At 65.6% G+C, this 17,408-nt stretch carries 14 protein-coding genes; 9 read left to right on the top strand and 5 right to left on the bottom strand.

Annotation, left to right across the window (positions count from 1 at the left end):
- Positions 1 to 58: 58 nt before the first annotated feature.
- Entirely contained in the window at positions 59 to 436 is a 378-nt protein-coding gene (locus tag MB84_RS23610; protein WP_084010089.1) for a GIY-YIG nuclease family protein, read from the top strand.
- Here the strand turns inward: MB84_RS23610 and MB84_RS23605 are convergent.
- Positions 408 to 1,712: a serine hydrolase domain-containing protein gene (locus MB84_RS23605; protein ID WP_046290098.1), complete on the bottom strand. Its 1,305-nt coding sequence runs from the start codon at positions 1,710 to 1,712 to the stop codon at positions 408 to 410. The genes MB84_RS23610 and MB84_RS23605 overlap by 29 nt on opposite strands.
- 489 nt (positions 1,713 to 2,201) lie before the next feature.
- Between MB84_RS23605 and mprF the strand changes: the two genes are divergently transcribed.
- The 3 genes from mprF (at position 2,202) to MB84_RS23590 (ending at position 8,265) form a co-directional block, all read left to right on the top strand.
- Positions 2,202 to 4,952 carry a bifunctional lysylphosphatidylglycerol flippase/synthetase MprF gene (gene mprF, locus MB84_RS23600; protein WP_084009948.1) on the top strand — a complete coding sequence of 917 codons (2,751 nt, stop codon included), beginning with the start codon at positions 2,202 to 2,204 and terminating at the stop codon, positions 4,950 to 4,952.
- Positions 4,949 to 6,721, top strand: a complete 1,773-nt coding sequence (locus MB84_RS23595; RefSeq protein WP_211279326.1) for a virulence factor family protein — start codon at positions 4,949 to 4,951, stop codon at positions 6,719 to 6,721. The genes mprF and MB84_RS23595 overlap by 4 nt, the downstream gene beginning before the upstream one ends.
- Positions 6,722 to 6,957: 236 nt before the next feature.
- Positions 6,958 to 8,265, top strand: coding sequence for a solute carrier family 23 protein (locus MB84_RS23590; RefSeq protein WP_046290097.1), 1,308 nt, complete (start codon positions 6,958 to 6,960; stop codon positions 8,263 to 8,265).
- A 58-nt stretch (positions 8,266 to 8,323) separates the two neighbouring features.
- Here MB84_RS23590 and MB84_RS23585 read toward each other — a convergent pair whose 3' ends face one another.
- Positions 8,324 to 9,247, bottom strand: a complete 924-nt coding sequence (locus tag MB84_RS23585) for a LysR family transcriptional regulator (RefSeq protein WP_046290096.1) — start codon at positions 9,245 to 9,247, stop codon at positions 8,324 to 8,326.
- Positions 9,248 to 9,587: 340 nt separating this feature from the next.
- Here MB84_RS23585 and MB84_RS23580 point away from each other — a divergent pair, with 340 nt between their 5' ends.
- The 4 genes from MB84_RS23580 (at position 9,588) to MB84_RS23565 (ending at position 14,159) form a co-directional block, all read left to right on the top strand.
- Positions 9,588 to 11,270 carry a DEAD/DEAH box helicase gene (locus MB84_RS23580; protein ID WP_046290095.1) on the top strand — a complete coding sequence of 561 codons (1,683 nt, stop codon included), beginning with the start codon at positions 9,588 to 9,590 and terminating at the stop codon, positions 11,268 to 11,270.
- 234 nt (positions 11,271 to 11,504) lie between these two features.
- Entirely contained in the window at positions 11,505 to 12,458 is a 954-nt protein-coding gene (gene panS, locus MB84_RS23575; RefSeq protein WP_046290094.1) for a ketopantoate/pantoate/pantothenate transporter PanS, read from the top strand.
- Between the two features lie 298 nt (positions 12,459 to 12,756).
- Positions 12,757 to 13,317: a DapH/DapD/GlmU-related protein gene (locus MB84_RS23570; RefSeq protein ID WP_046290093.1), complete on the top strand. Its 561-nt coding sequence runs from the start codon at positions 12,757 to 12,759 to the stop codon at positions 13,315 to 13,317.
- A gap of 83 nt (positions 13,318 to 13,400) precedes the next feature.
- Entirely contained in the window at positions 13,401 to 14,159 is a 759-nt protein-coding gene (locus MB84_RS23565) for a peptidylprolyl isomerase (RefSeq protein WP_046290092.1), read from the top strand.
- Between the two features lie 97 nt (positions 14,160 to 14,256).
- Here the strand turns inward: MB84_RS23565 and MB84_RS23560 are convergent, their stop codons facing one another.
- Complete coding sequence (locus MB84_RS23560) at positions 14,257 to 15,063, bottom strand: class I SAM-dependent methyltransferase (protein ID WP_046290091.1); 807 nt, start codon at positions 15,061 to 15,063, stop codon at positions 14,257 to 14,259.
- 169 nt (positions 15,064 to 15,232) lie between these two features.
- On the opposite strand from MB84_RS23560, the gene MB84_RS23555 reads away from it, so the two are divergent.
- Positions 15,233 to 16,081: a helix-turn-helix transcriptional regulator gene (locus tag MB84_RS23555; RefSeq protein WP_046290090.1), complete on the top strand. Its 849-nt coding sequence runs from the start codon at positions 15,233 to 15,235 to the stop codon at positions 16,079 to 16,081.
- Positions 16,082 to 16,126: 45 nt separating this feature from the next.
- Here the strand turns inward: MB84_RS23555 and crcB are convergent, their stop codons facing one another.
- Positions 16,127 to 16,525, bottom strand: coding sequence for a fluoride efflux transporter CrcB (crcB, locus tag MB84_RS23550; RefSeq protein WP_046290089.1), 399 nt, complete (start codon positions 16,523 to 16,525; stop codon positions 16,127 to 16,129).
- Between the two features lie 114 nt (positions 16,526 to 16,639).
- Complete coding sequence (locus tag MB84_RS23545; RefSeq protein ID WP_039393823.1) at positions 16,640 to 17,329, bottom strand: orotate phosphoribosyltransferase; 690 nt, start codon at positions 17,327 to 17,329, stop codon at positions 16,640 to 16,642.
- Positions 17,330 to 17,408: the final 79 nt, after the last annotated feature.

The following is a 17,408-nucleotide window of genomic DNA, read 5'->3' as shown; positions in this document are numbered from 1 at the left end:
CGACTACAATACGCGCATCCTTCAGAAGCAAACTCAGACGTTGGAATCAAACGAAGTCATGACCGTCGCCGCACCGAAGCCCTGGTATCTCTATTTGCTGGAGTGTGCCGGTGGACGCATTTACACGGGGATCACGGTCGACGTGGAGGCGCGTTACGCGGCGCATGTGGCAGGCAAGGGGGCGCGCTTCACGCGGGCCTATCCGCCGTCGCGTGTGTTGCTCTCACTGTCGTTTTCCGACCGGTCGACGGCCTCGCGTGCCGAGTACCGCATCAAGCAACTGAGCGCATCGCAGAAACGCGGCCTGATTGCGGGGACGTATGCGTGCGACTTCTCCGATCTCGCCACGCGCGCAGATATTGCAGATCGCGCGGATCTCGGCCACGCCGCCGTCGCCGAGCCCTCCCTCAAGGCACCAGACGCGCCTGTCGAATGATGCGCCGCGCGTCGCGCTGCAGCGCGCCGAACTGGCCGCGCGGCGGAATCGGCGAGACCACCAGCGCCCAACTGTCGCCCGGCACGGTCTTCTCCACCACGGTGTAATAGGTCGACTGCGTGCGGAAGAAGTCGGCAATACCGTCGTGACTGACGCGATAGCTTCGATCCCCGGCCCCCGGCAGCAGGAACACACCAAGCGTGTAATAGACATCGCGATCCGAGTTCACCGGCCCCGACTGCTTATCAAGCAACAAAGCGCGCAGCGTCTTCTCCGTGAGCAGACTCGGGTGGCGCACGTCGAACACGCGCCACACCTTGAGCAACGCGCCCGTCGACATCTGCCAGCCCGCGAACGGCGCAAGCAGGCGCCAGCTTTCGGGCAGCTTCGCATCCGCTACGCCCAGCGGCGCGAAGATGTGCTTCTCGCAGAAGTCCTTGTAATCCTCGCCGGACACCGCCTCGATCACCATCCCGAGCAACAGGTACGAGACGTTCGAATAGACGAAGTCGGAGCGGCCCGTCGAATGGCTGGCTTCACCCGCATCCAGATAGTTGAAGAAGTCGGCGCTGCCGCCCACACGACGAATCGCCAGCCCGCTGAACAGGCCATTGACCGGATCGTTGAAGCCGTTCGTCGCCAGGCCTGCGCGATGGGCGAGCAGGCGTCGTACCGTCAGCTCGCGCAATGACGGGTCGAGCGGCTTGCCGTGGGCCTTGGCGTATTCGGTGAGCAGGTCGCTGAGTCTGGCGTCGAGCGACAACTTGCCTTGCTGCACCAGCAAGGCGATGCCGATCGCCGTCACCGACTTCGACAGGCTCGCGACGGGCAGCAACTGCTGGACTTCGTCGCCCGGCGTGGCGGCTTCGAGCGCGACGCCACCGTCCGACTCGGTGCGCAGCCAGACGTGCGAGAGGTTGTAGCGCTCTTTGAGCTGCGCGATACCCTGCGCGATGGTCGTCTGACCGATCGGCACGGCGGGCTTGATCGGCGTGACCGCGCCCGATGACGGCAAGGCGACGACCGCGCCGGTGGTGTTGGTGATTGCGGTGGCCGATGAGGCCGCCGCATTCGATGGCGCATTCGACGGTGTTTGGGCGAGCGTATGGCCCGCCGTCATCAACGTGGCAGTGCCCAGCAGGATGGTCAGGACAACCCGGCGTGCAGATGCGCCGGTGCGCCCCATGGCGTGCGCCACGGCATGCCAGTCGCCCGGCATGACCGATTGCGCGGTATTGCGTGCCCCTGCCGGACGGCTATGCCGTTCGACGTTCATTACTTAACTCCCCCCGCGCACAAAACTTCGAACCGCGAATCGACTCTCTTCGGAGTCGGAATGGTTCGGAGTGCGCACGTGCCGCTTTGCGGCGATGTTCGAAATCGAAGTGTAGGAAAAACTTCGGGTAAATACCCAGCAAAACCTGCGCATTTTACATTAAGTTGCAGATATCGCGCATTTCTTGCGATAGAGGAATGCAATCGGCCGGGTGCAGCCCCGCGCGACGGGCGCTGCACAGCGAACGTCACCGATATTGCGCTGCCAAAACTCCCTCATAACGCAAAGCATCGGCGGCAGACGCCCGTCTGACGGTGCATCGTGGGCATTTCGGCACGGTAAATGCGTGCTTTGTCAGTGCGGCACCGACAAGACCTGTTACGTATCGCGGTGTAAGCTATCTCTTAAGACTGACAGGCTCCGACTCGCCCACAGGCCGTGAGGGCGGCGTCCCGATGACGTCGTGCCGGCCGAAGGAACGACCGAAACATGACTGAACCGTCCCGTGCGCGCCCGAGCCGGCCCGCCGATCCAGCTTCTCCTGTGGCGCTTTCCCCGGCCACTGCCGGACCCAGCGCTGCGGCCTCTGCCGCTGGCGGGCGTGACGGCGACCCGCCAGAATCCCCCAGTTCCTCCTCTGCTTCGCCCGTCGAGGCCGCTTGGCAGGCCTTGCCCGCGCCGATCCGCCTGATCAGACGGTTTCCGTGGAGCGCTGCCCGCCCGTGGCTGATCGTCGCGGGGGTGTTGCTGCTCGGCCTGTTCGTCTTCGACGCGCTGCATCACATGTTGCGACACGTGCATTACGACAACGTGATCGCCGCCATTCACGCCACGCCGGTGACGCGCCTCGTGCTTGCCATGTTGGCAACGTTGGCGAGTTACGCCGCGCTCACCGGCTACGATGTCTCGGGCCTGGCGTTCGCCGGGGCGAAGGTGAAGCGCTCGACCGTCGTGCTGACGTCGTTCATCGCCTATGCGCTGGGCAACTCCGTCGGTCTCGGTGTGCTGACGGGCGGCACGGTGCGCATGCGGATGTACGCGGCGGCGGGCGTCGATGCATCGAAGGTCGCACAGGCCGTCGCCTTCAACGCCGGGGCGTTCGGGCTCGGGATGACGGTGTTCGGCTCGCTGGGGATGTTGTGGGGCGCGTCGCGCGTGTCGGCGCTGGTGCCGATTCCTGCGTGGATGTTGCAAGCGTTCGCCGTGCTGCTACTGGCGGGCGCCGCCGCGTTCCTCGTGCTGTGCGCGCGCAAACGCTCGGTCGCGATCTTCGGGCGCTGGTCGATGCCGTTGCCGCCGCTGCGCCTTGCGTTGCGTCAGTTGGTGATTTCCGCCGCCGACCTCAGCATGGCCGCCGCCGCACTCTGGTGCCTGCTGCCCGCCGGTGTGGTGGATCTGCCGACGTTCGTCGTCTTCTATGCCATCGCCATGGCGCTGGGCGTGCTTAGCCACGTGCCGGGCGGCGTCGGGGTGTTCGAAGCGGTGATTCTGCTGGCGACGAACGGCCACGCACCGATCAGTCAGGTCGCAGGGGCACTGGTGCTGTATCGCGGCATCTACTATCTGCTGCCGCTGATCTTCGCGGCGTGCCTGCTCGCGGCGTTCGAATTGCGGCAGGGGCCGGCCGCCCCGATCGGACGCGCCGCCGTACGTCTCTTCCCCGGCTTGCTCGCGGCACTCACGCTCGTGGCCGGTGTGATGCTGCTGATCTCGGGGGTGACGCCTGCAACGCGCGATGCCGAAGACTTCCTGCGACGCCATGTGCCGCTGTTCCTCGTGGAGGTGTCGCACCTGCTGGGCAGTGTGGCGGGGCTGTCGATGCTGTTCCTTGCACGCGGTCTGCTGCACCGGCTCGACGCGGCGTGGTGGGGCTCGCTGGGCCTGACCGTCATCGCTGCCGTGCTGGCGATTCCGAAGGGCATCGCGTTGTCGGAATTCTTCGTGCTGGCCGTGCTCGCGACCCTGCTGCTCGTCTCGCGCAAGCAGTTCGACCGGCGCTCGTCGCTGTTCACGCAATCGTTCGAACCGGGCTGGATCATCGCCGTGCTGTCGGTGCTCGGCGCGTGTACGTGGCTGATGTTCATGTCGTACCGGCGCGTTGGCTACGCGAATCAACTCTGGTGGCAATTCACGTTCGACGGCGACGCGCCACGCTCGATGCGCGCGCTGATGGTCGTCGCCGTGATCGGACTGGGGTTGTCGCTGTGGCAACTGCTGCGCCAATCGCCGGGCGCGATGGTGCCCGCGACGGAAGACGAACTGGCGCGCGCGAAGGCCATCATCCGCAAACAACCCGCCGCCGACGCGTGTCTCGCGCTCATGGGTGACAAGAGCTTTCTGTTCTCGCCGTCGGGCAACGCGTTCATCATGTACGCGAAGCATCGCCGCTCGTGGGTGTCGCTCTCCGACCCGGTGGGCGATCAGAAGGAGTGGCCGGAGCTGATCTGGCGGTTCATCGAACTGGCCGATGCGCACGGCGGTCGCGCGGCGTTCTACAAGACGCGTCCGCAAGCGTTGCCGCTCTACATCGACGCAGGACTGCGCGCCTACAAGCTGGGTGAGGAGGCGTTCGTCTCGCTGCCGGAGTTCGGCCTGCAGGGCGCGCGTCGCGCGAATCTGCGTCATGGCGTGACACGCGGCGAGCGTGAGGGACTGACGTTGGAGATCGTGCCGCCGGAAGACGTTGCGTCCCATCTGGCGGAGATGCGGCTTGTGTCGAACGCGTGGCTTGCGCGTCAGCACACGCGCGAGAAGGGCTTTTCGCTGGGGGCGTTCGACGATGCGTACGTCGCGCGCCAGCCGGTGGCGCTCGTGCGTCGCGAAGACCGGCTCGTCGCGTTCGCCACGCTGATGTGTCCCGACGTGCAGCGCATCGAAGCGAGCATCGATCTGATGCGTCAGGTGCCCGATTCGCCGCCGGGCACGATGGACTTCCTCTTCGCGAAGCTGATGCTGCATTTCAAGGCGCAGGGCTATCAACGCTTCGGTCTGGGTATGGCGCCGATGTCGGGCATGGAGACGCATCAGCTTGCGCCGCGCTGGCACCGCTTCGGGCGGATGATGTTCGCGCACGGTGCGCGCTTCTACAACTTCCGGGGACTGCGCAGCTTCAAGGACAAGTTCGATCCGCAATGGGAGGCGCGCTATCTGATGACACCGGGCGGCATTGCCCCCATGCTGACGTTGGCCGACGTTGCCGCGCTCGTGGGCGGTGGCTGGAAAGGGATGATTACGAAATGACAGGGAGCGCGATGGCGATGGATGGCAAGAGCGACGGCAGGCGTGCGGAATCGGTGATCCACAGCGTGAAGCAAGGGCAGCCCATGCGTGCCGCTTGCTATGCAGCGGCGCTGGCGCTGACGTTGACCCTGTGCGCTTTCTCCGCGATAGCGCAGACGTCGAAGACCGCAGAGCAACGTGGTAATCCGTTGAACGTTCTCAAGCCCGCGCCGAAGGCCGGACCGGTGGCGCAATCGCCCGCCGCGGCGTCGAGCGTCGCCGCACCGGTCATGCCACAGGCGGCGGCTGCGGCGGCCGGCGCTGCCGCCTTCCGCAGTGCAGGCACGGGCGGCGCTGCCCCGGAGATCATGACGCACGGCCGCTTCGAGAGCGTTCCCATCTTCCGGCCGGAAGGCGAACCCAACGCGACGGTGCTGTTTTTCTCCGACGACGACGGCTGGACGCCGCGCGCCGAGCGCATGGCCCGCGCGCTGGCCGACACCGGCGCGCTGGTCGCGGGCATCGACACCGCGCGATTGATGGCGAACTACACCAAGGACGATATCGCGTGCGTCTACGCGGCGGGCGATCTCGACAACTTCGGCCGATGGGTCGAGGCCGCCGTCAAACTGCCGGGCTACACCCCGCCGATTCTCGTGGGCGACGGGGTGGGCGGCACGTTCGCGTACGCCATGTTGGCGCAGGCCGGTAGCGATACGTTCTCCGGCGCGTTGTCCGTCGACTTCTGTCCGGTGCTGCCGATGTCCCGTCCGCTGTGTCAGGGCGAAGGCGTGCATTTCGGACGCGGCATCACCCATACGCCGGGCGGCGCACCGATGCGCTTGCTGCCTGCGCCGGTGATGAGCGCCCCGTGGCTGGCGATGGGCGGCCCCTCGGGCGGTCCTGCCGGTCCGGCGCGCGCACCGCGCTGCTCGAACCACGTCGCGCAGGAGTTCGCCGCGCGTACGCCGAATTCCAACTGGCTCGTGGGCGGGCTGGCGGGCAGTCTCGGGGCGATGGATACGAGCGGTACGACGTCCGCCTCGGCGACCGGCGCGTCGTCCACACCGGTGCTGGCGGATTGGGTGACGCAGTACAAGAATGCGTTCCGGCGTCTGAATGCGCATCACGTGGCAGGCACGGCGCGACCGCCTGCGGCCGTCGCCGATTTGCCCGTGATCGAGGTGCCGGCGACGGGCAAGCCTGCCGCGAATCTGGCGGATACCTTCGCCATTCTGATGTCGGGCGACGGCGGCTGGGCCGGACTCGATCGCGATGTCGCCGGGGCGCTTTCCGCGCATGGCATTCCCGTCGTGGGCGTCGATTCGCTGCGGTACTTCTGGTCGGCGCGCACGCCGGCGTCCGGTGCCCTCGACATCGACCGTCTCATGCGCTTCTATCAGACCCGCTGGAACAAGAAGCGCGCGATCCTGATCGGCTACTCGCAGGGCGCCGACGTGCTGCCGTTCATGGTCAACCGGATGCCGCCGCTGGCGCGTGAGCGCGTGGGCCTGCTGGTGCTCATGGGCCTCGGTCAGAAGGCCGATTTCGAGTTCCGCATGACCAATTGGGTGATGTCGAGCCAGAACGGGCTGCCGATCCGGCCCGAGGTGGAGCGTCTGCCCGACGGCATGGCCATGTGCATCTACGGGGCGGACGAGGACGACAGCAACTGTCCGGGACTGGACCCCAAACGGGTGCAGATCGTGAAGATGCCCGGCGGGCACCATTTCGACGGCAACTACACCGCGCTGGCAGACGTCATCTTGCAGGGACTCGCGAAGCGCTGACGACGTTGACGCTCGTCCGGCCGGACGCGCGGGCCCGCCGTCTGTCGTGCCGTTCCAACGCATCGGGCAAGCACGGGGTATCCGCGCTTTCTCGCCTTGCCTTCCCGGCGGGCGCTCCGTACACTGCGGCCAGTTTTTCCCTATCGCCTCACGCACTTAGCGTGCTAAGTGCGTTAGCGTGCGACGAATACGATAGGGACCACACGATACGGCACGACAGACAGGAGAAGATCGATATGGCCGAGGGTTACTTTCCGAAGTGGCAACCGCAGGACACCGCCGCCGGGCGCGTGATCGCCCCCGACGAGCGGTTGCCGTGGCCGCAGACCATCGCGATGGGCGTGCAGCACGTGGTCGCCATGTTCGGCTCGACCGTGCTGGCCCCGTTGCTCATGGGCTTCGATCCGAATCTCGCGATCTTCATGTCGGGCATCGGCACGTTGCTGTTCTTCGTGCTCGTCGGCGGCCGCGTTCCCAGCTATCTCGGCTCCAGCTTCGCGTTCATCGGACTGGTCATTTCGGTGACGGGCTATGCGGGCAGCGGTCCGAACCTGAACATTCCCGTGGCGCTCGGCGGGATCATTGCGTGCGGGGTGCTTTACGCGATCATCGGCCTGATCGTGATGGTCGTCGGCACGCGCTGGATCGAAGCGCTCATGCCGCCGGTCGTGACGGGCGCGGTCGTTGCGGTGATCGGCCTGAACCTGGCGCCGGTCGCGGTCAAGGGCGTCTCGGCGACCCCGTTCGACACGTGGATGGCGCTGGCGACGGTGCTGTGCGTGGGCCTTGTGGCCGTGTTCGCACGCGGCATGGTGCAGCGGTTGCTGATTCTGGTCGGCCTGCTGCTCGCCTACGTGCTCTACGCCGTGCTGACGAACGGCATGGGCATGGGCAAGCCGATCGACTTCGCAGTCGTGGCCAACGCCGCGTGGTTCGGTCTGCCGCACTTTGCCGCGCCGGTGTTCAAGCCGGAAGCGATGGTGCTGCTCGCGCCCATCGCCATCATTCTGGTGGCTGAGAATCTGGGACACATCAAGGCCGTGAGCGCCATGACGGGGCAGAACCTCGACCGTTACATGGGGCGCGCGTTCCTCGGTGACGGGCTGGCGACCATCGTGTCGGGCAGCGTTGGCGGCACGGGGGTGACGACGTATGCCGAGAACATCGGCGTGATGGCCGTGACGAAGATCTACTCGACGCTGGTGTTCGCGGTCGCGGCCGTGCTGGCGCTGGTGCTGGGCTTCTCGCCGAAGTTCGGCGCCGTGATCCAGACGATTCCGGGGCCGGTGCTGGGTGGCGTATCGATTGTGGTGTTCGGTCTGATTACGGTGGCCGGTGCGCGCATCTGGGTGCAGAACAAGGTCGACTTCTCGGACAACCGCAACCTGATCGTCGCGGCCGTGACGCTGGTGCTGGGCGCAGGCGACTTCACGCTGAAGTTCGGCAGCTTCTCGCTGGGCGGTATCGGTTGCGCGACGTTCGGCGCGATCATTCTGTACGCATTGCTGCGCGGACGCGGCGCATCGCGCCCGGCGGCGATGTAACGTTGCCAGGGACGCTCGGTAGCAAAGGGGCGTCAGGCAAAAACGAACGGCACGACCATTACGTCGTGCCGTTTTCGTTGGCGCGGGTGATGTCGACGGGCGGCGCTTGCAGGTGTTCGAGCAACTGGCGTGCATAGACCGGCAGGGCGTCGCGTTCGCGCACGCACAACACCAGCGTACGCAGCGCCCACGGGTCGACCAGCGGCACGATGCCGATGTCGAGCGTAGCGGCCGAGCGATGGGCGGCGCTCAACGGAACGATGCCCAGTGCAGCGCCCGTCGCCACCGCGCGGCACAGGCTGTCGAAGTCGCGCAGGCGCAGCCGGTAGTGCAGGGCGCGTCCCGCACGTCTCGCATGACCGTCGATGTGTTCGGCCAGCGCGCTTTGTGCGGGCAGACCGATGAACTCCGCGTCGAGCACGTCGGCAAACGCCGCGCCATCGCGCGCCGCCAGGGCGTGTGCCGGCGGCGTCACGATGACCAGACGGTCCTGCCGGAACGGTACCGTCTCCAGCCCTGTCAACTCAATCCAGTCGGATACCACACCGATGTCTGCCGCGCCTTCGAGCACGGCCTGCACGACGGCGGGGCTCGTCTGCTCGCGCAGTGCGATTTCCACATTGGGATGCTCGGTGAGGAACGCGCCCAGCAGATCGGGCAGGAATTCGGACATGGCGACCGTGTTGGACGCGACGCGCACATTGCCCTTGAGGCCAGCGGCGTACTCGCCGAGTTCGCCGCGCATCTGCTCGATCTGGAGCAGCACACGACGCGCGTGCGCAAGCAGCGCGCGTCCGGCGGGGGTGGGCACGACGCCCTGAGGATGGCGCATGAAGAGGGCTACGCCCAGCGTCTCCTCAAGGCCGCGAATTCGGGCGCTGGCAGAGGCCAGTGTGAGATGCGCGCGCTCGGCGCCGCCGGTGATGCTGCCAGCTTCGGCCACCAGCAGGCAAAGACGCAGATCGGTCAGGTCGAATCGCATGAGATGGGCACGGGATGGACGGGCGCTGGGCACGGGTGAGGAACAGGGTGCCGTCACGGGGTGCCGTCAGTGTACCGGTTCGTCCGGGCGCGATGTCGACTGACTTGGGCAAGGGCGCATGGTAAACTACGCGCTTTCAAGACACGGCCGTACCCGCGACGGTCTCCCCCGCCAAGCCGCAGAGTTTCATTCGCCGGCGGGTCGTCTTGCAGGCGTCTTCAGACGCGTCGCCCCAATGAGCGCGATGCGTGTCGCACGCCCACGCGGGCATTCCATCCAGAACAAACAACATCGATACGCGCGGGGACACACATCGTGGAGTCCGCGCATTGGTCTTTATATGTCTTTTGTAAAGCTCGGCCTGTCGGCCGACATCTTGCGCGCGGTAGCCGATCTCGGTTACACGCAGCCGACCCCGATTCAGCTGCAAGCGATTCCGGCCGTTCTGCAAGGCGGCGATCTTCTCGCCGGCGCACAGACCGGAACCGGCAAGACGGCAGGCTTTACGCTGCCTATCCTGCAAATGCTCTCCTCGCGCCAGCGTGCGCAGGCCGCGAACGGCAAGCGTCCGATCCGTGCCCTCGTGCTGACCCCCACGCGTGAGCTGGCCGCTCAGGTCGAAGAGAGCGTCACGCAATACGGCAAGTACCTGCATCTAACCTCGATGACCGTGTTCGGCGGTGTGTCGATGGTGCCGCAGGTCAAGCAACTCTCGCGCGGCGTCGACATTCTCGTGGCCACGCCGGGCCGTCTGCTCGACCACATGCAGCAGAAGACGGTCGATCTGTCCGGCATCGAAATTCTCGTGCTCGACGAAGCCGACCGCATGCTCGACATGGGCTTCATTCGCGACATCCGCCGTGTGTTGGCGGTGCTGCCGACGAAGCGTCAGAATCTGCTGTTCTCGGCCACCTTCTCCGACGAAATCAAGCAACTGGCGGACGGACTGCTCAAGTCGCCCGCGCTGATCGAAGTCGCACGCCGCAACACGACGGCCGAGACCGTCGCGCAGAAGATTCACCCGGTCGATCGCGACCGCAAGCGCGAACTGCTCGAACATCTCGTGCGCGAGCACAACTGGTTTCAGGTGCTGGTTTTCACGCGCACCAAGCACGGCGCGAACCGTCTGGCCGAGCAACTGACGAAGGGCGGCATTCCCGCACTCGCCATTCACGGCAACAAGAGTCAGGGCGCACGCACGCGCGCGCTCGCCGAGTTCAAGAGCGGCACGCTGCAAGTGCTGGTCGCGACCGATATCGCCGCGCGCGGTATCGACATCGACCAACTGCCGCACGTCGTGAACTTCGATCTGCCGGAAGTGGCGGAAGACTACGTGCACCGCATCGGCCGTACGGGGCGTGCGGGCGCGAACGGTGAGGCCGTCTCCCTCGTGTGCGTGGACGAGCATCAACTGCTCCAGCAAATCGAGCGTCTCATCAAGCGAACCATCGACCGCGAAGTCATTCCGGGGTTCGAGCCGGATCCGCACGCCGTGGCGCAGCCGATTCGCCAGAATCAGCAGGGTAACGGTCGTGGCGCAGGTGGTGGTGGCGGTGGTCGTGGTGGTCGCAGCGGCGGTGGCGACGACGCGCGTCAAAGCGCACGTGCGCCGCGCGAATCTCGTGAGCCGCGTGAGTCTCGTGACGGTGGCCGTGGCGCGCGCCAGGGCGGCGAAGCGAAGCCGCGTCGCGAAGGCGAGCGCAGCGGACGCCAGGGCGGCAATGGTGCCAACAGTGGTAATGGCGGGAACGGTGGTAATGCTGGCAACAGCATCAGCGTCGCGCAGTCCGCCGGACGCCGTGAGCAGGCGCCGAAGCGTGCGGGCAACCCGGCTGACGCTCAGCGCGCCCCCGCGCGCGCCGGGCAGGGTGCAGGCAATGCGCGTCAGGGACAGAGCGCACCGCGCCCGCAGAACGGCAGCGGTGGCGGCGAGCGCGGTGACTTCGGCCAGCGCGGTGCGCGTCCGGCGCGCCGCGACGGTGCCGGTGGCGCACTGCTGATGGGCAAGCCGAAGCGCGATTAAGCGCTTCGCCATAGGCATCGACGATGTGCACGCAGCTCAACATTCCGGTGAATTTGAGCTGCGGCATGGATTTGAGAGATGCCGCCCGGCGGCTTCGCGAGGCCCGCTCCGGTGCGCATGCGAATGAGTGCAAAGCTGCGCCTTCGCTGGTGCCGTCAGGCGTCCCCAGGTCGGCCCCGGCGAGTGCGCTGCGCAAAATAAGTAAAATATTAACTTTTTGCGCCCGAGAATCTCATGATCGCCCGTGTCACCCGGTTGTTCCCCTTGTGGGCCTTGCTGCTGTCCGTCTTCGCTTTCTTCTCGCCGGGCAGTTTCACCGGCATTACGCCGCATGTCACGGCACTGCTCACCGTGGTGATGTTTGCGATGGGCGTCACGCTGACGTTCGACGACTTCAAGCGTGTGTTCACCCGTCCCGCCCCCATCGTTGCGGGTGTGGTGCTTCACTATCTGGTGATGCCGCTGGCCGCCTGGATCATTGCACGCGCGCTTCACATGCCCCCCGATCTGACGGCGGGCATGGTGCTTGTTGGCAGCGTAGCGAGCGGCACGGCATCGAACGTCATGATCTATCTCGCCCGCGGCGACGTTGCACTGTCGGTCACCATCAGTGCCATGTCGACCCTCGTCGGCGTGTTCGCGACGCCGCTGCTCACGCGCTTGTACGTCGATGCCTCGATTGCTGTGGACGTCGAGGGTATGTTGTTGTCGATTCTTCAGATCGTGGCGCTGCCGATTGGCGCGGGTCTGCTCATCAATCACTTCTTCGGCCGCGTGGTGCGTGCCATCGAAGGGTTTCTCCCGCTGGTCTCGATGGTGGCGATCGTGCTCATCATCGGCGCCGTCGTCGGGGCGAATCAGGGCAACATTGCCACGGTGGGTCCGCTGGTCATGGTGGGCGTGATTCTGCACAACGGACTGGGGCTGCTCGGCGGTTACTGGGGCGGTCGTCTGCTGGGCTTCGACGAATCGATCTGCCGCACGCTGGCCATCGAAGTCGGCATGCAGAACTCGGGTCTGGCCGCCACACTCGGCAAGGTCTACTTCACGCCGCTGGCAGCATTGCCGGGGGCACTGTTCTCCGTTTGGCACAACCTCTCGGGCTCGCTGCTCGCGGGTTACTGGCGCGGTCGCCCGACCGGCACAGCCAACGACAGCCAGGCGACGGCAACGCGTCCGACGCACTGAGTTTTGCAGTGAGCTTTCTGCGTGCCGCACACCGGTGTGTGCGGCGCGCAACGGGAGTCCGCACCGTCATCGCGGACATTTGCCTTTCCGTCTCTCATCGCCTACAACTTCGATATACCGTTCGCGGCGGTGAGAGAGTCTGTATCACGGCGCCCGTCCGTGTTTCCCTTCCCCCGCTCGCCCACAGGGCGTATTCCGGCGTGACCAGCGTCGACAGTCCGCGTTGCGCGTATGGCTTTGTTGCGCGATGTGCTGTCGTGGTCCGGCGTACGAGCGAGTGGTCTGGAGTGACTCAAGCATGTTGCGAAAGAATCCGCGCGGGGATTACCTCGTGGTGCACGAAACGTCGTTCGTCGATCCCACGGCCATTTTGTGCGGCCAGATCATCGTGGGCGAGAACGTCTTTATCGGACCTTATGCGGTGCTTCGCGCCGACGAGGTCGACGAAGACGGCAAGATGGAGCCGGTCGTGATCGGCGCCAATTCCAATATTCAGGACGGGGTCGTGATCCATTCGAAAGACGGCGCGCGTGTGACTATCGGCGAGAACACATCCATCGCCCATCGCTCCATCGTGCATGGACCTTGCGTGATCGGTAACAACGTCTTTATCGGTTTCAACTCGGTGCTGTTCAACTGCGTCGTGCACGACGGCGTGGTGGTGCGGCACAACAGCGTGATCGACGGGCGCGATATTCCCGAGAACTTCTACATTCCCTCGACCACACATATCAGCCGCGAGACCGATCTCGCGACCATCCCGAAGGTCACCGTCGACGCGCGCGAGTTCTCCGAATCGGTGAGCCGCACGAACGTGCAGCTCGCGCGCGCCTATCGCCGGATTCAGAACGAGTTCTGACTGAGCTTTGACGATAGATAGCGGCTCGCCAGCATGCTGCTGGCGAGTGCGCGGAGGCCGTGAACGTTTTGTTGGAGTCCGTCATGTCTTTGCGTGTCAACGGTATTGTCATCGACGCACGCCGCGTCGCCGATGAGATCGATCAGCATCGGGACGCGGCCGATCCGGAAGCGGCGGCGCAACGCGCACTCGTGAGTCGCGAGCTGCTGCGGCAGCGGGCGCGCGATCTGCGCCTGCTGGCCGAGGATGCCGGGGCGAGCGACGACGCGGTCGTCGACGCGCTCTTCTCGCGCGACGTGCAGGTTCGTCGTCCCACGCAAGCCGAGTGCCGGACCTATTTTCACGATCACGCGGGGCAGTTCCGCGTGGGCGACAAAGTGCAGGCGAGTCACATCCTGTTTGCCTTGTCGGCAGGCGTGCCGCTGTCCAGCACGCTGGAGCGCGCGCAGTCCGCGCTCGATGCCGTGCTCGCCGAGCCGACGTCGTTCGAAACCGTCGCGCAGGCCATGTCCGATTGTCCGTCGGGACGCAGTGGCGGCAGTCTCGGCATGCTCGCGCGGGGCAGCGGCGCGCCGGAGTTCGAACTGGTGCTGTTCTGCGGCGACCGGCTCGGTGTGTTGCCGAGGCTCGTCAATACGCGTTACGGTTTTCATGTCTTGCGTATCGAACGTCGCGTGAAGGGCCGCATGCCGCCGTTCGAGCGCGTGGCTGAGCGCATTGCCGCGCAGTTGTACGAGCAGGCGCGCGCACGTGCGCTGCGTCACTACGTGGCGTTGCTTGCAGACGCCGCCGAGATCAGCGGTGCGAACGACGAGTACGAAGGACCCACACGCGTGCAGTAATCGGCACGCCTTCACGCGCAATGCAAAAGGGCGCTGCCCGAGCTGGCTTCACGAACGAAGCAGCTCGGGCCGCGCCCTTTTTTGACGACCGTCGTCGTCAGCCGACGATCAGTTCGAGCGTGACCGTGTCGATCGTGAATGAGCCGTCGTCCTGAATCTTGAAGTGTTGTCGCACGCCGTCTGCCATCGCCTTTTGCAGCGCGCGAATGGCGACCTGCATCGGCTCCGGGGTGCGCATGCGTGTCGTCCACGTCTTGAAGTCGAGGTCGAGCGTACGCGGGGTGAGCGATGCCACCGAGAAGCCTGCGCCTGCCGCCATCGTCAGCCATTCGCCGGACGTGTAGTCGCGCACATGCGAGGTGTCGCGCAGCACTTCCACCGCTTGCAGATAGGTGTCGAACAACGGCTGTCCGCTGGATGCGACGTCGCAGATCACGACGCGGCCGCCCGGCTTGAGCACGCGACGCATCTCGCGCAGTGCCGCGCCGACGTCCGCCCAATGGTGCGCGCTGTAGCGGCTGAAGACGAGGTCGAACGACGCGTCGGCGAAGGGCAGCGATTCCGCTGCGCCGAGTTGCGTGTCGACGTTCGCCAGCCCGCGTTTGGCTGCTTCGCCCGCCACCACGCCGAGCATGTCGGCCGAGAGGTCGTACGCTACCACACGGGCGACGTGCGGCGCGGTGAAGAAACTCACGTGACCAGCGCCGCACCCGAGATCGAGAACCTGCGCATTCGGGTGCGCGCGGGCAATCGCGGCGAGTTGCTCCAGGTCCGCACCCTGCGCATGGTTGGCGCTCGTCAGATAGGCCGATGCTTGCGGGCCGAACTGGCCGGTGACGACAGCGTTGTGCGCCTCATGCGAGGCATTGGCTTTGGACCGGTGGGTGTCGCTCGTGTGGCTCACGGGGAGTCTCCTTCGTTTGTGGGGCGGGGCGCAATCTGTCGCGTCTTGCCCGGTGTATTCCGTAGGTACGGGGGAGGGAGGGGCTTGCGCGACATCGATGGGTCTCACGATAATGGCTCATCGATACCGGTACAAGTTGCCTGTTTATCCTGGTATGAAAACTACCCCCATGCCCACACGTGCCTCGTCTTCGGCCGAGCATACGCCGACTTCTCCCCACAGCGACGACGCCCGTCAGCGTCGGGCGCTGGGGGACTTCCTGCGCGCTCATCGCGAACGGCTGACGCCCGCCGCCGTCGGTCTCCCGCCGATGGGACGTCGTCGCACGCCGGGGCTGCGTCGCGAAGAGGTCGCGCAGTTATGTGGTTTATCGTCGACCTGGTACACGTGGATCGAGCAGGCGAGGGAGGTGTCGATCTCGGCCGGGGCACTGGCGGCTGTGGCGGGTGCCTTGCGGCTCTCGCGCGCCGAGCGGGCGTATTTGTTCGACCTCGCGGGCAAGCGCGATCCCGAGCGTGGCGCAGCGCCGCTGCCGCATCACGCGACGGCACAGGTGCAAGCGGCGGTGGCGGCGGTCGCCGCGCCTGCCTACGCGCTGGACCGCTGCTGGGACGTGCTCGCCTGGAACGCGGCGGCGGCCGACATCTTTCGGGGATGGCTCGATGCGCCGGGCGTGTCGGGAGGCGCGGGCACGAAGAACCTGCTGCGCTATATCTTCCTCGACGCGGGCGCGCGTACGTTGATTCAGGACTGGGAAAGCCGTGCGCGGCGCGTCGTGGCCGAGTTTCGCGCCGAATGCAGTGCGTATCTGGACGACACGCCGGTGCGTGCGCTGACCGATGCGTTGCAACGCGAGAGCCCGGTGTTCGCGGCGCTCTGGTCGCAGCAGGATGTAGTGGAGCGCGAAGGCGGACGGCGCGGTTTCCATCACCCCGAGCGCGGCGACATCGATTTCGCGCAGGTGACGTTCCGGCTGTCGGGGCACGACGACGTCAAGCTGGTGATGTTGCTGGCGTGAGCTGTGACGTCGACGGACTGCGTCGGCGCGCTGCTAATCCGTTGATTAACCCGCCGGACGCAACCACTGCACGAGCAGCGTGGCGGTGGCTATGCCGAGCAGCGTCATGATGAGCGAGCCGCCCACGTGCACGACGACGATGAGCGTCGCGGGGCCGATCTGACCTTCACGCAGCAGTGTGGTGACTTCTGCCGAAAACGTGGAGAAAGTGGTGAGGCCGCCAAGAAACCCGGTGACGATGAACAGCCGCCACTCGACGGGGATCGACGGGATGTAGCTGAACACGGCAACGGCGATGCCGATGAGATACCCACCGCCGAGATTGGCGGCAAGGGTGCCGAGGGGAAGCGTCGGCAGGATGGCGTTGAGTTGCACGCTGAGTACCCAGCGCAGCAGCGCGCCGAGCGCAGCCCCAACGCTGATGGCGACGACCGAAGCCAACATGAATGATTCCTCCTGCCCATCCAACGGATAAAAAAACGGCCAGCCGTTTCGAGCTGACCGTCCTCGCCTCTCAAGCGAATACTACGTGCGTTGCCACTGACATGGCCAAAGGATTTAGTCCTTCGGGAACGACGTGGCGCCGCCGTGCGCGCCCGACCACTCGGCCGGTGCGTGCAGGAATTTCTCGACTTCATCGAGCGTCTTCGTGTCGAAGTGATTCTGCTGCTTCGCGACACGCAGCACGTCCCACCACGTGGCGAGCGAGTGCAGCTCCACGTCGATGTCCTTCAGCACCTGACGGCTTTCCGGGAAGATGTCGTAGTGGAACACCACGAACACGTGGTTCACCTTCGCACCGGCTTCGCGCAGCGCCTTGCAGAAGTTGATCTTGCTGCGGCCGTCGGTCGTCAGATCTTCGACGAGCAGCACGCGCGAGCCTTCCGGCAGGTCGCCTTCGATCTGTGCATTGCGGCCGAAACCCTTCGGCTTTTTGCGGACGTACTGCATCGGCAGCATCAGCTTGTCGGCAATCCAGGCAGCGAACGGAATCCCTGCGGTTTCACCGCCGGCGACCGTGTCGAACTGCTCGCAGCCCACGTCCTGAATGATGACGGCCTCTGCGAAGTCCATCAGCGTACGACGCACGCGCGGGTACGAGATCAGCTTGCGGCAGTCGGTGTAGACCGGGCTGGCCCAGCCCGAGGTGAAGATGTACGGCTTCTCGGCGTTGAAATGCACCGCGCCCACTTCGAGCAGGATCTTGGCGGTGATGTCGGAAATCGCCTGGCGGTCGATGCCAATCATGATGCGGTTCCTTAGCGTAGCTGCCCGCCGTGCGGCGTGCAGCCAGGAGTCGTTGATGAGTCAGCGGTGTGCCGCGCCC

It is taken from the genome of Pandoraea oxalativorans, assembly GCF_000972785.3.
GTDB lineage: Bacteria > Pseudomonadota > Gammaproteobacteria > Burkholderiales > Burkholderiaceae > Pandoraea > Pandoraea oxalativorans.
This window is presented reverse-complemented; position numbering and strand designations above follow the sequence as displayed.

Bases quoted from the DNA above. Each gene is read 5' to 3' on its own strand.
- MB84_RS23610 (WP_084010089.1), top strand. From the start codon at position 59: ATGACCGTCGCCGCACCGAAGCCCTGGTATCTCTATTTGCTGGAGTGT.
- panS (WP_046290094.1), top strand. From the start codon at position 11,505: ATGATCGCCCGTGTCACCCGGTTGTTCCCCTTGTGGGCCTTGCTGCTG.
- MB84_RS23585 (WP_046290096.1), bottom strand. From the start codon at position 9,247: ATGCGATTCGACCTGACCGATCTGCGTCTTTGCCTGCTGGTGGCCGAA.
- MB84_RS23595 (WP_211279326.1), top strand. From the start codon at position 4,949: ATGACAGGGAGCGCGATGGCGATGGATGGCAAGAGCGACGGCAGGCGT.
- mprF (WP_084009948.1), top strand. From the start codon at position 2,202: ATGACTGAACCGTCCCGTGCGCGCCCGAGCCGGCCCGCCGATCCAGCT.
- MB84_RS23580 (WP_046290095.1), top strand. From the start codon at position 9,588: ATGTCTTTTGTAAAGCTCGGCCTGTCGGCCGACATCTTGCGCGCGGTA.
- MB84_RS23570 (WP_046290093.1), top strand. From the start codon at position 12,757: ATGTTGCGAAAGAATCCGCGCGGGGATTACCTCGTGGTGCACGAAACG.
- MB84_RS23555 (WP_046290090.1), top strand. From the start codon at position 15,233: ATGCCCACACGTGCCTCGTCTTCGGCCGAGCATACGCCGACTTCTCCC.
- MB84_RS23545 (WP_039393823.1), bottom strand. From the start codon at position 17,329: ATGATTGGCATCGACCGCCAGGCGATTTCCGACATCACCGCCAAGATC.
- MB84_RS23590 (WP_046290097.1), top strand. From the start codon at position 6,958: ATGGCCGAGGGTTACTTTCCGAAGTGGCAACCGCAGGACACCGCCGCC.
- crcB (WP_046290089.1), bottom strand. From the start codon at position 16,525: ATGTTGGCTTCGGTCGTCGCCATCAGCGTTGGGGCTGCGCTCGGCGCG.
- MB84_RS23605 (WP_046290098.1), bottom strand. From the start codon at position 1,712: ATGAACGTCGAACGGCATAGCCGTCCGGCAGGGGCACGCAATACCGCG.
- MB84_RS23565 (WP_046290092.1), top strand. From the start codon at position 13,401: ATGTCTTTGCGTGTCAACGGTATTGTCATCGACGCACGCCGCGTCGCC.